Source organism: Sphingopyxis sp. Root1497 (assembly GCF_001427085.1).
Lineage (GTDB): Bacteria > Pseudomonadota > Alphaproteobacteria > Sphingomonadales > Sphingomonadaceae > Sphingopyxis.
Genome location: NZ_LMGF01000004.1, coordinates 117,884 through 132,202 on the forward strand (window position 1 = coordinate 117,884; position 14,319 = coordinate 132,202).

Sequence of the window (14,319 nt, forward strand, 5' to 3'; positions counted from 1 at the left end):
CTTTCCTGATTGTGTCGGATCGCCGCTATGCGAGCGCGGCAAATTTCGTGTTCGCGAGGCCGCCCATCGCGTCGGCCATCAGCGCCGCCTCGCGCACCTCGTGCGCGTTGCAGAGGATGATCGCGGGGGCGGTGGCGATGGTGTCCGCCGCCACGGCGGTGCGAAAGGCCGTCCAGGCGGCGCGATAGTCTTCGAATTCGGCGCCGAGTGTGGCTTCGATTTCCTGCTTCTCGGCCGCGTGGAAGCCGGGTTCAAAACGTTCGATCGCGCGCCACCATTTGATCAGGCGCGCCATGCCCTTGGCCTTTACCGCCGCCTGCTGGTCGGCGAGGCGCGGGACGATGGTGTCACGAATATCGTCGAGCGCGATGGCGAAGCTGCGGTCGTGCGATCCCGGCGGCGCGTCGGGCATTGTGACGGACGGCAGCGCAATGCCCGCGGCTTCTGCCAAGGCGTTCGAGAGGACGCGGCGGTGGATCGTCGAATAGACGAGGTTCATGCCGAGATTGGGCGGCGGCGGCGCGTCGGGATCGTCGTAGCGCGAGCGGCGCGCGAAGCTGGTCTGGAACAGCAGCCGCCAATAGCGGAGGCGCGGCAGGTCGACTTTATGGCCGCCTGCGGCCTCATAGGCGGCGAAGGCCTGCGGGAGCGGCACGAAGCCCTGAAACAACATGCGCAGCGCCAGCATCGCGAGGTCGGCCATCGGGTCGCCATAATGGACGAGTTCCCAGTCGAGCAGCGCGGTGACTTTGTCGCCTTCGTAAAGGAAATTGCCCGGGCCGGCGTCGCCATGGACGATCACCGGCGCGGGCATATCGGCAGGAATATTGGCTTCGAGCCAGTTCAGCGACAGGTGGATCAGCGGGTCCCAGCCCTTGCCGCCGTTGCCCGCGCGCAGTTCGGCGATGCGACGGCGGATGAAGACCTCGGCGGGTTCGACCGGCCCCATGCCGTCGATCGGGTGCGCGGTGACGTCGATGCGGTGGAGCGCGGCGAGCTGCGCCATGAAGTCCTGCGCCAGCGTGTCGCGCTGGGCGGTATCGGTGATCGCGCCGAAGCGGTCCTTGCCAGGGATCATGCCGCAGACCAGCGCGCGCTGGTCGGGGACCGAGGCGTAATAGGGCGCGACGCGGACGCCGGCGTGGGCGAGCGGACCCGAGAGCGCGCGGAGCACCGCGGCTTCGCGTAGGAAGGCGGCGTCGTCCCCTGCCCCCGCCTTGTGGACGTCGTAGTTCATATAGGCGCTGGCGGTGCGGCCGTCGGGCCATTGAAGATCGAGTTCGGCGCCTTCGCGCGAGGCGCCGCCGCCACCGCGCGGGCGAACCGCGACAACGCGCGCGCCGCTGGCGTTTTCGACCGCCGACGCGAGGCCCGGCGGGAGGAGGTCGTGCGGGGTCATCCGACGATCTTCGCTTCGCGGAACGCCGCGATCTCTTCGTCCGAATAGCCGATTTCGCGCAGGATTTCGTCGCTATGCTCGCCGACCGCGGGGCAGCAGCGTTTGAAGACGACGGGGGTGTCGCCGAAGTTCCAGAAGGCGCCGGGTTGCTCGACGATGCCGTAGAGCGGTTGCGGCAGCACCGAGACGAGGTTCAGTTCGCGATTGCGCGGATCGTCGAAGAAGCGGTGCATCGCATTTTCGAAATTGACCGCGTCGCAGGGCACCCCTGCGGCTTCGAGTGCGGCGATCAGGTCGTCGGCGTCGCGGGCTTTCGCGGCCACTACGAAATCGTCGCCGAGCAGATCGCGCATCGCGGCCTGCTGGTCGGGCTTGAGCGCGGCGACCGCGACCCATCCGTCGACGCATTCGAAGATGCGGTGGTAAGGCGAAAAGCCGGTCTGGTCGCTGGTGAGGTGATAGGTTTCGGTGAGTTGGCCGTCGGCGCCGATCAACCGTTCGCCTTGAGTGAAGGCGGCCATGCCGAGCAGCGAGGTCTGCGTCGTGTAACCACGCCCCGTCGTGCGCCTGGCATAGAGCGAGGCCATGAGTTCGACGAGACAGCTTTGCGCTGTGGAAACGTCCATCGTGCCGGGGCGGTTGAAGATGGGTTTGTTGCCTTCGCCGCCATTTTCGAATTCCCAGCCGGCGATCGCGTTGAAGATCGAGTCATAGCCGGGCCAGTTGCCGCGCACGCCGCGCTGGCCATAGGCGCTGGCATAGTTGAATCCGACGTCGGGATTATAGTTGCGGATGCCCTCTTCGCTGAGGCCGAGCTTGGCGGCACCCTTGAAGCGCATATTGTGGTGGACGAGTTCGGCCCATACGATCAGCCGTTCGAGGATCGGCTGCGCTTCGGGCCTGGTGAGGTCGAGCGCGAGGCTGCGCTTGCTGCGCGCCGCGGCCTGATAATAGCGATGCATGAAGCGGATGCGGTCGCCGGTCAGCGCCTCGACCTTGATGACATTGGCGCCCATGTCGCCCATCATCGACGGCCCCATCGGCCCGGCGAGGAACATGCCGAGGTCGAGCACGCGGACGCCTTCGAGGACTTCGGCGGGGGCAGCGTTAGAAGCGGGCGCGGGTTTGACAGTCCAGACGCTGTCGCCGCCTTCGCCGAGACGCGGCGCCGGGCGGCCCTGCGGCAGGTCGGCGTCGGTGTGGAACGGGACATTGGGCTGGCGGGTCCGACCGAGGTCGGGATCGTCGACTTCGACGACATAGGCGTTGGCCTCGACATCGTCGTGGCGGAGCATCTCGCCCATCGGAAAGGCCGGTTCGGCGGCGATGTCGGCGGCGCGAAGGTCGGCGAGCCAGTTGTCGAGCGGGCGGAGCTTGAAGGCGGCGGCTTGACCGGCCTCGGTTTCGAGGTCGACCTCTGCCTCGGCCATGACGTCCCACATCGTCGGCATGGTGGCGTAATCGAACTGGCGGGTCGGATCCATGATCTGGAGCCAGTCGCCGCCCTGGCATTGGAACAGCTGCTGCGAAATCGGGCGGGCGCCGGGAGGATAGGTGACCGGGTTCGGCATCGGCCCCTCGCTGTTGCGCGCCCAGACGAGCGGCAGCGTCGCGAGGAAGCCCTGGAAGATCGACGTGTGCGCGGGACCGCCCTGGCCGGTTTGCAATCTCATGACGAGGCGCGCGAGCAGCCCGGCGGCAGCGAGATGCGCGGCGGACCAGCTGCCTTGCCGATAACGGTAGACGATCGGGCCGGGGCGGTAGCCGTCATTCTCGTACATCGCGCCGACGCGCGCGGCGACGAGCAGTTCGTCGTCGCTGCGTTCGACATCGGGGTGGTTCGCGGGCGAGCCGGTGATCGCGGTGACGACGAGATGCGGATGGCGCACCGCGAGGCTGGCGTCGTCGAGGCCGAGCGCCTTGGCGCGCGACGGGGTGAACTGGTGGAGCAACGCGTCGGCACCGGCGAGGTGTTCGTCCAGAGTGCCCAGCCCCTCCGGCCTGTCGAGATCGAGCGCGAGGCTTTTTTTGCCGCGGTTCCAGTTGGCGAAGGGCGCGGTGCCACGCGCGGGGTCGCCGCCGGGCCGCTCGACCTTCAAAACGTCGGCGCCGAGTTCGGACAGCATCAGCCCGGCGACCTGGACCGCCATGCCCTCGCCGATCTCGACGATGCGAAGGTCGCCGAGCATCGCTTACGCTTTCTTGAAGTTGGGGAGGACCCAGTCGTCCTGGATCGGGGTCCAGTCGACGGTCACCTTCATCCCGATATGGACATCCTCGGCATCGCAGCCCGAGACATTCGCATTCAGGCGGGTGCCCGGCGCGCCGTCGAGGTCGACGACGACGGGGACATAGACATAATCCTCGCCATTCTTGGGGTTCTTGTTACAGATCGCATAGCTGAACACCGTCGCGGTCCCGGGCAGCGCGGGCCACTCCTTGGCGCGGCTGCCGCATTCGGGGCAGATCGCGGTCGGCGGCATGCGGAAATGGCCACATTCGCCGCATTTGCAGGCGGTGAGCTTATGCTCTTTCGCCGCCTGCCAGAAGGGCTCGGTATCGGGGTTGGTGGTGATGCGGATCTGGTCGCCGGGGAGCGCGCGGGCGGGGCCATAGGTCATGCGGGTCAGTCCTTGCGCAGGATGAGGCTGGAGACGGGGAGCGACGCCGGGCCGCCCGAAACGAGCGCGAATTCGGCGTCCTTGACCTGATTGATCGCGGTGCCGCGCACCTGTTCGACGCCCTCGACGATGTGGGTCATGCCGATGATATAGGCTTCGTTGAGGTTGCCGCCATGGGTGTTCACGGGCACGCCGCCATTGACGCCCTTGCCGGTCGCCGGATCGTAGCGCAGCTTACCCGAGAGGACATAATCATTGCCCTCGCCCTTCTCGCAAAAGCCATAATCCTCGAGCTGCATCAGCACCATCGGGCTGAAATGATCGTAGATCAGCGCGACGTCCATGTCCTTGGCGCTAAGTCCCGACTGCGCCCAGACGCGGTCGGCGGTGAATTTGTGGCCCGAGCTGGCGAAATGCGGGTCGGGCATGCCCATCCATGCGAACGCCCTGCCCCATTCGCGCTGGCCGCCATGCGCGGCGGCGTGGACCACCGCGGGCTTGTGGCGACAGTCCTTGGCACGGTCCATCGTCGTCGTGATCACCGCGACCGCGCCGTCGGTTTCAAGGCAGAAGTCGAGCCGACGCAGCGGATCGGCGAGCATCACCGAGGCGTCATATTGGTCCTTGCTCAGCGGGTCCTTGCGCACCGCCTTCGGCCGGTTGTGCGTGTTGGCGCGGGTCGCCATCACGACCTCGCCGAACGCGTCCTGCGTCGTGCCGTAAAGGTGCATGTGGCGGCGCGCGAGAACGCTCATCAGATGGCCGGGGCCGACGAGGCCCGAGGGCTGGAGGAAGCTGTTTTCGGGATTGGGCGCCGCCGAACCGAAGACGACGCCGAGCCGATGCTGCGGCAATTGCTGCAGCGCCATCAGGGTGACGGTGTAGGTGCAATCCTCGTTCATCAGCCCCGCGGTCGCGAGGCCGATCGCGCCGGGACAGCCGCCGCCGCCGCTGGTCAGCGTCGCCGACCAGCTGATATGCGGCATGCCGAGGGTTTCCATGAGCGACGCGGTGTCGAACTTGTCGAGATAGCCGGCACCCGCGGTCGAATAATAAGAGAAGCCATCGATCTGCTTGTGGCTGATCCCCGCGTCGGCGCAGGCGTTCATGATCGCCTCGGCCGCCATGTCGTTGATCGTGCGCGGCCAGCTTTTGCCGCGGACATAATAGTCGGTCGCCCCGACCCCGACGATCGCGCACTTGTCCTGATTCACCCAGGCCATGCTTCTCTCCCGATTCCCAGTTATCTAACTAGGTTGGATATGATGCCTAGGCCATATTGTCCAGCCGTCAAGCGAAATGGAGTTTGCGATACTTGCCGCGGAAATAGAGCAAGGGGTCACGACGCGGTTCGAAAATGGCCTTGAGCACGCGCCCGACGAGGAGAAAATGATCGCCGCCGTCGTGCACTGCGTCGCGCGAACATTCGAAGCTGCTGAGCGACCCGGTGAGCACCGGGGTGCCATATTCGCCGACTTCCCATGGCGTGACGCCGAAGCGATCCTCGCCCTTGCCCGCGAAGCGATTCGAGGTCGGCTGCTGGCCGATCTGGAGCACATTGACGGCGAAGCGTTCGGCGTCGCGGAGGTAGGGCGCGCTGCCGGCATTGTTGGCGATGCAGACGAGCAGCAACGGCGGGTCGAGCGAGACAGAGGTGAAGCTGTTCGCGGTCAGCCCGATTGGGGTGCCGTCGGGGCACATCGCGGTGACGACGGTGACCCCGGTCGCGAAACAACCGAGCGCGTCACGGAAGGTGCGCGCATCGCTGCCGGCGCGAAATTCGGGCGAACCGCGCGGGGCGCGGCGTTCGAGGAAATCGATGAGATAGCCGCCGAGCGCGTCGGCGCGGTCATCGGTGACGACGAGCGCGCTATTCTCGACCTCGACGAGTTCGCCGTCGGGAAGCTGGGCGACGAAGGCGGCAGCATCGCCCTTTGAGACCAGTTCGCTGATCGCCCCGCGCACATAGAGCGTCGGCAGCGCGATCTTGGCCGCAACGCCATCGAGCCGCTCGGCCATCGCCGAGGTGTCGAGCGTGTCGAACAGGCGGACGTCCCATTGCGCCTGTCCCGGCGCGAGCGTCGCGGCTTCGCGCAGCCGCTCGCCGACGCGCTGCGCCACCTGCGGATCGACATGGACGGGCGAGTCGACGAGGACGAGGCCCGAGGCGAGCACCGCAGCATCGCGTTCGAGCGCGGCGCTGGCGATCCAGCCGCCAAGGGTCGAAGCGACGACGACCGGGCGCGTGCCCATCTGCGACAGCACGGCGCGCAAATCCTCAACCAGCGCCTCGAAATCATAGCGCGCGTCCTCGGGCCATTCACTGCCGCCATGACCGCGCAGGTCGAGGCTGATGACGCGACGCCCGGCCTGTTCGAGCGAATTCGCGACGCTCGCCCACACCGCGCGGGTCTGGCCGGCGCCGTGGAGCAGCAGCACCGCGGGGTCGTTTTCGGCGCCGATCACCTCGGCCTCGAGCCGAACACCTGCAAAGCCGCGATACTCAACGATGCTCATGCCTGATCCTTCTTTGCCGCTCCGGTCAGGTGCAGCCATGCGTCGAACTGGTCCGACCGGCGCCGCATCATCAGCCGGGCGATATCGGCATCACCGTCGATGATCGCCGTACACAGGCTGCGCTGCATGGCGCGTGTGCGTTCGCGCCGGTCGGGATCGGCGTAGAGGTCGCTACCGCGTTCGTCGAGGCCAAAGCTGTAGCCGATTTCGAGGATCAGTTCGACGACCGGATTGCCGCTCATGCCCGAGAGCAGGCGCGCCATTTCGACCTCGGCCGCGATCAACTCGCGCGGCGTGTCGCGGGCGTCGATCGTGGCGACGAAGGTCTGCAAGGCTTCGACATCGGCAGCACTGCGGAGCCGGGCCGCGGCAACGGCGGCCTCTTCGGACACCGGACGGGTGACCTGGATGACATGGCCGAGATGCGCGCCCTTCATGCGCAGGAAGCGCGCGAGCGACTGGATCGCGTCGCGCGCGTCGGGGCGCTCGGCATAATAGCCGCCCTGCGCGCCGCGGCGGATGCTGATGAGGCGGTCGCGCTCGACGAGCTTCGCGGCCTGGCGGAGCGTCGGGCGGCTGACCCGGAAACGCGCGAGCAGATCGTCCTCGGCGCCGAGGTGTGCGCCCGGATCGGATGCGAGGCTCAGATTTGCAAGGTCGCGCGCGGTGCGGGTGGCGAGCGTTTCGGTTGCGATGGCCATAATAGATACCTATTTAAGCGCCTCTTGGCAGAATGTCCATCCCATTCAGCCCTTGACTTATATAACTAGGTATCTTTTAATTGGGCAAAGACCGATAGCGAGTCGAGAGGAGACTGCCATGAAACCCTTTGTGTTCAGCGCCGACAGCCACATCATGGAACCGTCGGATATCTTCCTGGATGGCCTGCCCGCGTCGCTCAAGGATCATGCGATCCATGCGCGAATGGAGGGCGAATATCTGGTCACCGGGACCAAGGACAAGATCATCTACCGCCTGCGCGTAGGGCAGCATCGCGAGAAGCAGCTCGGCGACGCGCAGCGCAAGGGCATAAGGGAAATTCCGGGGCGGCTCGAGGATATGGAGATGGAGGGGATCGACAGCGAAATCTGTTTCCCCTCGCTCGGCCTGTGGCTCTATTGCCTCGACAATCCCGACGCCGAAGCCGCGTCGGCGCGGCTGTACAACGACTGGAACGACAGCTTCCTTGGCGGACATCCGAACCGCTTCGTGCGGTGCGGCATGCTGCCGGTGCTCGATTTTTCGAACACGCTGGCCGAACTCGGCTATCTGGCGTCGAAGGGTTTTACCGCGGCGATGCTTCCCGCGGTGACGCCGCCGGGGCTACCCAAATATAACAGCGACGCGTGGGACCCGATCTTTGCCAAGGGCGCGGCGCTCGGCATCGTGTTCGTCATGCACACCGGCACGGGCCTCGAAAGCGTGATCGTCGAGCGCGGTCCCGGCGCGGGAATCATCAACTACACCAACCAGATGAACGATGCGCAGCACAGCGCGATGTATCTGGTGTCGGGCGGCGTGCTCGACCGCAATCCGGGGGCGAAGGTCGCCTTTATAGAGAGCGGCGCGAGTTGGCTCGTCGCGCTCGCCGAGCGGATGGACGAGGTGTCGGTGGCGCATGCGAATTTCGTGTTTCCGAAGCTGTCGCGCTCGCCGAGCCAGATCGTCGACGACCAGATTTGGGCGAGCTTCCAGCACGACCGCGCGTGCATCGCATCGGCGTCGGCGGGGCTGCCGGGGGCGAAGAATGTCATGTGGGGGTCGGACTATCCGCACGCCGAAGGCACCTTCCCGATCAGCCGCCGGATCATCGACGAACTGTTCGAGGGCATGGAGGTCAGCGACGAAGTACGGCGGAATATATTGGGGCTGAACGCGGCGCGGTTGTTCGGGTTGGAGCCACAGGTGGCGACGAGCGAGCGGGTCGCCGCCTGACGGGCATCGCGCAATTCACTTCGTCATTGCGAGCGGAGCGAAGCAATCCAGGGCGGGTTTAGGCCAGCTCTGGATTGCTTCGCTTCGCTCGCAATGACGAGGCTTTAGAAGGTCACTCCGCCAGCGGCTTCGCGGTCCGCCCCGCCATGATCGCGGCAATTCCCCCGACCAGCAGACATCCCGACAGGATCGCCAGCGACGGTTGCAGCGACAGCTCGCCATAGCCCGGCGTGAACGCCTTGCTGAGATAGCCGGCGACGGTACCGCCCAGCCCGACGCCGGCCAGCCCGATGAACATGTTGATCGTCGCCGACATCATCGCGCGCATCTGGACCGGAACCTGCGCGAAGCAGAGCGCGATGATCGGGCCGAGGTGGAGCGTCATCATGAACTTCACGACGACGAAACAGGCGAGCGCGACATAGGCGTTGCCCGCGAGCGCGAAGCCGACGCCGAAGGGGAAGCTGACCAGCAGGCCGATCCCGGCAAACCAGCCATTGAAGCGCGGGTCGGCCTTGCCATAACGATCGCTGACCCATCCTGCGACGAGATTGCCGATCACCAGCCCCGCCGCCATCGCGCCGCCGAGCCAGAAGCCGGTCTCGGTCTTGTCCATGCCATGGACGCGCTGGAAGAAGGAGGCGCCCCACAGGATAAAGGCGAAACCGGTGAGCGGAACCATGCAAAGCAGCAGCCCGACCCAGCGCAGCGAGGTGCTGGCACCCATCGTGCGCAGCACTTCGCCAAGGCTGGTCTGCGGCGGCGCGACGGGCTGAACGACGCCACGGCGACGCGGTTCGGCGGCGAGCAGATAGACGAGCAGGCCGACGCCGATGCCGGGCAGGCCGACGATCAGGAAGACGGTGCGCCAGTCATACCATTGCGACAGCCAGCCGGCGAGCGCGAGGCCGCCCGACAGCCCGACGGCGTTGGCGGCGAGCATCACCGAGATGATCGTCGTGCGGCGGTCCTTGGGGAAGATGTCGGTGAGCAGCGACATGCCCGCCGGTCCGGCGCCCGCCTCCGCCGCCGCGAGGCCGATGCGCGCGAGGAGCATCTGGACGAAGCTGTTGGCGAAGGCCGAGAGCGCGGTCGCGGCGCTCCAGATCGAGACGCAGACCGCGATGACGAGGCGGCGGTCGCCGCGGTCGGCGTAGCGCGCGATCGGGAACGCGGCGATCGCGTAGAAGGCGGCGAAGGCGATGCCGGTGAGCAGCCCGAGCTGGCCATCGTCGAGGCCGAGTTCGACCTTGATGTCGTCCTGAAACAACGTGAAAACCTGGCGATCGACGTAACTGAGGATCGCGACGATAATGAGCAGGGTCAGCGTGAGGCCGCGGCGGTTGCTGGTTTCCGAAGACATATTCTTCCTTTCGCGGGGGGACGAAGGTCTAAAAATCCCGGGCAAAAAAAGAGGGAGGTCCGGCAAGCCGTCCCTCCCCCAATGCTCCTAGGAGCGCCCTGTGGTCCTCAGAATTTGAATGTACCGGTCACGCCGTAGCTGCGCGGTTCGTTGTACGAGGTGCCGATGTAGATGTTGCTCAGCAAAAGCGTGTATTGCTGTTCCTGATCGCCCGTCAGGTTCTTGCCCCACAGCGCCAGCTCGAAGTTCTTCTCCGGCCCGAAGCTCACCGCGACGCGCGCATTGAGGATGCCGAGCGAGCCCGACTGCGCAACCGCCGCGACCTGATCGGCCTGAGCCTGCGTCAGTGCGAGGCCGCCGGGTCCGGTCGAGGTGAACATGTTCGTCGGAATGTCGATCTGCGGCATCTTGCCCTGCCAGGCATAGACGATGTTGGCATCGAGGCCGACGCCGCCGAGATCCTGCTTGAAGTTGGCGCCGACCGAGAATTGCTTCTTGACGATGCCGACGAGCAGATAATCCTTTTTGTCGACCGTCACGATCGTCTGGTTCGGCGGGCTGCCGGCCAGCGCCTTGCCCTCGTAGCGCGTATATTTGGGATCGGTCAGCGCGCCGTTCGCGAAGATGGTGAAGCCGTCGACGACCTCGAACGAGGTGTCGATCTCGACGCCCCAGGTTTCGGTGTCGGCATTTTCAATCACCGTCTGGCTGATGCCGTTCGGTGCGAGAACGGGACTGCGCTGCGCGCCCTTCACGACGTTGTGATAACCCGCGACGTTAAACTTGCCGCGGCCGTCCATGAAGGTGAGCTTGGCGCCGAGTTCCTGTTCGTAGACCAGTTCGGGTTCGGCCGGGATCGAGTCCGCGAGCGTCACCGTGCGCAGCTGCATCGCCCCCGAGCGATAGCCCTTGCTGTGTTTGGCATAGAGCAGGATATCGTCGCTGACGTCATAATCGACGCCGGCGGTATAGGACAGGTTCGAGAAGGTCTTCTGTCGCGAACGCAGGCAGGGCAGCGCCACCGTCGAGGGCGTGCAGCGCACGAATTCGTCGGTGTTGTCGACGACGTCGCCCGTCTGGGTGGTCACGCGCTTGTCGTCGATCGAATAGCGCAGGCCGCCGGTAACGCGGAAGCGATCGGTCAGCTTGTAGTTGAGCTGGCCGTACAACCCGAAGCTGTCGTTATCGAGCGCGCCGGAGAAATTCGACCAGCTCGTGCGGCCGACATATTGCGCCGGAACCGTCGGACCGGCGGTAAACTTGCCGTTGAACAGGTTCGAGCGCGACTGATCGAAGCCGGTTTCGCGGAAATAGGTCAGGCCGGTCGCGAAGTTCAGCCGGTCGTCCAAGCCCGTTCCGGTGAGCTGCAGTTCGGACGAATATTGCTTCAGGTCCTGCGTGCCGCCGGTAAAGTGACCGGCGAAGCTCGACCCGTCGAGATCGACGAGATTCTCGCTCTGGATACCACGATAGCCGTTGATCCAGCGCACCTGGCCGAAGCTCGTGTCGAGAATGAACTTCGCCGAGAAGGTCTGGGTCTTGGTCTTGTTGAAGATGCCGCGCGGGTCGGCGCCGATGACCGCCGAGGGCGGCGTGATCGACACCAGGTTCGGGTTGCCGCCGAACTGTGCGCGGTCGGTCGCGGCGATGCCGTCGACGATCGGCTTAGCGGGGCCGAACGCGGCCGGTGCGTTGAAAAAGAGGTTCTGGCGGGCCGGGCCGTCGATGTCGGTATCATACCATTCGCCCGACAGGATCACCTCGAACGTGTCGGTCGGCTTCCAGCCGAGCTTGAGGCGACCGTTGATCGTCTCGCGGCCCTCATATTTCTTGCCGGTGTCGACATCGGTCTTGTAGCCGTCGCGCTTCTGATAATAGATCGCGCCGCGGATCGCGAACTCGTCCGACAGGCCAAGGTTGACGACGGCCTGGCCGGTGCGTTCGTCGAAACGGCCATAGGTCGCGCTGACCTTGCCCGAAACTTCGCCGTAGCGCGGATTGGCGGTCTGGATCAGCACCGCGCCGGCCGAGGTGTTGCGGCCGAACAGCGTGCCCTGCGGCCCCTTGAGCACCTGGACGCTTTCGACGTCGACGAGTTCGGTGTTCAGGCCATAGGCGCGCGCGATATAGAGTTCGTCGAGATAGGTGCCGACCGACGGTTCGAGCGTCGCGATATTGTCGACCTGGATCTGGCCACGCATCGACAGCGTCAGCGCGGTCGGGTTGTTGCCGGCGCCGCGAATGTTGAAGCCCGGGGTGAAGGTCGCGATTTCGTCAACCTTGTTGATGCCCTGCTCGGTCAGCTTCTCACCGCTGAATGCGGTGATCGCGATCGGCGTATCCTGAATGTTGGCATCCTGCTTGGTGATGCCGATGACGACGATGGCATCATCGTCATATTGCGTCTCTTCGGCGGCAGGCTGGGTGGTGGCCTGGGCAAAGGCCGGGGTCGACGACAGGGCAATGGCCGCCAGCGATACCGCGGCGAGCATTCGGGCCGAATCGCGCTTCTGCTTGAAAATCATGGTCAACATCCTCCCCGCGAGGCTTCCTGGCGTCCTCGCTTCGTCAGTTGTATAACTAGGTCTAACACGTCAGACAAGTGGATTGCGTCACATTGTCACGAAACGCTACGGAAACGGTGTCAATCGTGGCTTTTCGGCAACATTGTCACAAGCGCGGGCACGTCGGCGAGCGCACGCAGCACATCGTTGAGGTGGGTGCAGCCGATCGTGCCGACGAGCGTGTCGAGCACCGACTGGCGGAATTCGCCGACATTTTGCCCGACCATGCGCGCCGCCTTCATCGAGGCGCCGGGACATTCGCGAAACGGCAGGATCAAAGGCAGCGCCTGCAGCGCGAGCAAAGTGCCGTCGGCCTCGCCGATTTCGGCATAAACGCGATATTCGTGGATCGCGGTACGCGTGCCGCCCGGATTCGGGCCGCTGTCCTGGAACCCGGCATCGACCTTGAGCACCCCCTCGGCGCGCCAGATATCGATGCGGCGGGCGCGGCGGGCGAGCGGGCGCCCCTCCTGCACCGGCATGTCGTGCCAGCCGGCGGGGTCGTCGGGGTTGGCGAGCGGGCCGACCTCGGTTGCCGACTGGTCGCTGTGATCGACACTTCCATCCTCCGACAGCGAACTGCCGCCTTCGGTGAAGCCGGTGCAGATATTGACCATCCGCCCCTTGTTGCCCGCGGTCGATTTGAGCTTATGGCTCGCCATGCGCGCGTGCCAGTCGTCGCTCCAGCGCGACCATATCCACCCCGCGACGAGGCTGGCCCCCGCGAAATCGTCGAGGACCTGGAACAAAGGCGTGCCGCGCAGGTCGCCAAGCGTCGCCGCCAGCGCCTGGCGGCTCGCGCCCCCTGCCCGCACCCCGACCATGTCCTGCGCGCGCGCATGGTGGGGAGCGACGTCGATCTCCACGATCTCACGGATCGGCGAGGTGCGGATGCGAAACTCGCCGCTCGCCAGAACCACCGGTTCCCCTTCGAACGGCGTGAGCAGATCGCGCGCACGGCCCGACATGATCCACGGCTGGCCGAAGCCATCGGGCCAGTCCGAGTCGATCGAACTGGTACGGCGGATCGAGCCCGGACGACGGAGCGGTGCCGGACCCGCCGACTGGCGTGCGAAGGGGAATTGTTGGGGTGCGTTCAAGTCATTGTCCTATTTGGGGGGCATGCGGATAGCGCCGTCGAGGCGGAGGGTCTGGCCATTGAAATAACCGTTGCGCGCGAGTTCGAGCACGAGGCTGCCGAATTCATGCGGATGGCCGAGGCGTTTCGGGAAAGGCACCGAGGCGGCAAGGCCTTCGAAAATCGCCGGCGCACGATCCTTGACCGCGAGCATCGGCGGGGTCGCGAAGATGCCCGGCATGATCGAGTTGACGCGAATGCCGAGGTCCATCAGGTCGCGCGCGAGCGGCAGGACGAGGCCGTTGACGCCGGCCTTGAGCGAGCCGTAACCGACCTGCCCGATCTGCGCGTCCTGCGCCGCCGCCGAGGCGGTCAGCACGATCGCGCCGCGTTCGCCGTCCTCGTTCAGCGGATCGGCGTTCGCCATGCCGAGTGCGGCAAGCGACGCGAGGCGATAGCTGGCGATCAATATGCCCTGCGCCGAGAAAGCGTAATCGTCGGTCGAATAGCGGACATAACCGCCGCTGGTCTTGTCGAAGCGGACGGTCTTGCCGCCTTTCGAGATTTGCGCGCAGTGGACGAGGATGCGTTCCTGGCCATGCGCGGCGCGCGCGGCTTCGTAACCCGCTACGACGCTGTCCTCGCTGGTGATGTCGACCTTGCAGAAGACGCCGCCGATCGCGTCGGCGACCGCCCTGCCGCCCTCTTCGTTGACGTCGAAGATCGCGACCTTGACGCCCTCGCCCGCCAGCGCTTCGGCGCTCGCGCGGCCGAGGCCCGAGGCTCCGCCCGTCACCACTGCCGCGATATCATTACCCAGTTTCATGTCGATTCCTTTGATT

Annotated in this window: 11 protein-coding genes; 1 reads left to right on the top strand and 10 read right to left on the bottom strand. The window is 65.6% G+C overall.

Annotation, left to right across the window (positions count from 1 at the left end):
* Positions 1 to 25: 25 nt before the first annotated feature.
* The 6 genes from ASD67_RS12120 to ASD67_RS12145 form a co-directional block, all read right to left on the bottom strand.
* Positions 26 to 1,399 (bottom strand): phosphotransferase family protein, encoded by a 1,374-nt coding sequence (locus tag ASD67_RS12120; protein WP_056347515.1) that lies wholly within the window; start codon positions 1,397 to 1,399, stop codon positions 26 to 28.
* Entirely contained in the window at positions 1,396 to 3,588 is a 2,193-nt protein-coding gene (locus ASD67_RS12125; protein WP_056347517.1) for a CaiB/BaiF CoA-transferase family protein, read from the bottom strand. The genes ASD67_RS12120 and ASD67_RS12125 overlap by 4 nt, the downstream gene beginning before the upstream one ends.
* A gap of 3 nt (positions 3,589 to 3,591) precedes the next feature.
* The gene (locus ASD67_RS12130; RefSeq protein WP_056347519.1) at positions 3,592 to 4,020 is read right to left on the bottom strand and encodes a Zn-ribbon domain-containing OB-fold protein; all 429 of its coding nucleotides are present in this window, start codon (positions 4,018 to 4,020) and stop codon (positions 3,592 to 3,594) included.
* A gap of 5 nt (positions 4,021 to 4,025) precedes the next feature.
* The gene (locus tag ASD67_RS12135) at positions 4,026 to 5,243 is read right to left on the bottom strand and encodes a thiolase C-terminal domain-containing protein (protein ID WP_056347521.1); all 1,218 of its coding nucleotides are present in this window, start codon (positions 5,241 to 5,243) and stop codon (positions 4,026 to 4,028) included.
* 67 nt (positions 5,244 to 5,310) lie between these two features.
* Positions 5,311 to 6,537, bottom strand: a complete 1,227-nt coding sequence (locus ASD67_RS12140) for an alpha/beta fold hydrolase (protein WP_056347523.1) — start codon at positions 6,535 to 6,537, stop codon at positions 5,311 to 5,313.
* A complete protein-coding gene (locus ASD67_RS12145) occupies positions 6,534 to 7,238 on the bottom strand; it encodes a FadR/GntR family transcriptional regulator (protein ID WP_056347525.1) in 705 nt (234 codons plus the stop codon). Before ASD67_RS12145 ends, ASD67_RS12140 begins: the two co-directional genes overlap by 4 nt.
* Before the next feature lie 118 nt (positions 7,239 to 7,356).
* Here ASD67_RS12145 and ASD67_RS12150 point away from each other — a divergent pair, with 118 nt between their 5' ends.
* Positions 7,357 to 8,472: an amidohydrolase family protein gene (locus ASD67_RS12150; protein ID WP_056347526.1), complete on the top strand. Its 1,116-nt coding sequence runs from the start codon at positions 7,357 to 7,359 to the stop codon at positions 8,470 to 8,472.
* 112 nt (positions 8,473 to 8,584) lie between these two features.
* Here ASD67_RS12150 and ASD67_RS12155 read toward each other — a convergent pair whose 3' ends face one another.
* The 4 genes from ASD67_RS12155 to ASD67_RS12170 all read right to left on the bottom strand — a co-directional run bounded on the left by ASD67_RS12155 (position 8,585) and on the right by ASD67_RS12170 (position 14,303).
* Complete coding sequence (locus tag ASD67_RS12155) at positions 8,585 to 9,835, bottom strand: MFS transporter (protein ID WP_056347529.1); 1,251 nt, start codon at positions 9,833 to 9,835, stop codon at positions 8,585 to 8,587.
* A 107-nt stretch (positions 9,836 to 9,942) separates the two neighbouring features.
* Entirely contained in the window at positions 9,943 to 12,360 is a 2,418-nt protein-coding gene (locus ASD67_RS12160; RefSeq protein ID WP_162248576.1) for a TonB-dependent receptor, read from the bottom strand.
* Between the two features lie 119 nt (positions 12,361 to 12,479).
* Complete coding sequence (locus ASD67_RS12165) at positions 12,480 to 13,499, bottom strand: DUF2889 domain-containing protein (RefSeq protein ID WP_056347532.1); 1,020 nt, start codon at positions 13,497 to 13,499, stop codon at positions 12,480 to 12,482.
* 9 nt (positions 13,500 to 13,508) lie between these two features.
* Positions 13,509 to 14,303 carry an SDR family oxidoreductase gene (locus tag ASD67_RS12170; RefSeq protein WP_056347534.1) on the bottom strand — a complete coding sequence of 265 codons (795 nt, stop codon included), beginning with the start codon at positions 14,301 to 14,303 and terminating at the stop codon, positions 13,509 to 13,511.
* Positions 14,304 to 14,319: the final 16 nt, after the last annotated feature.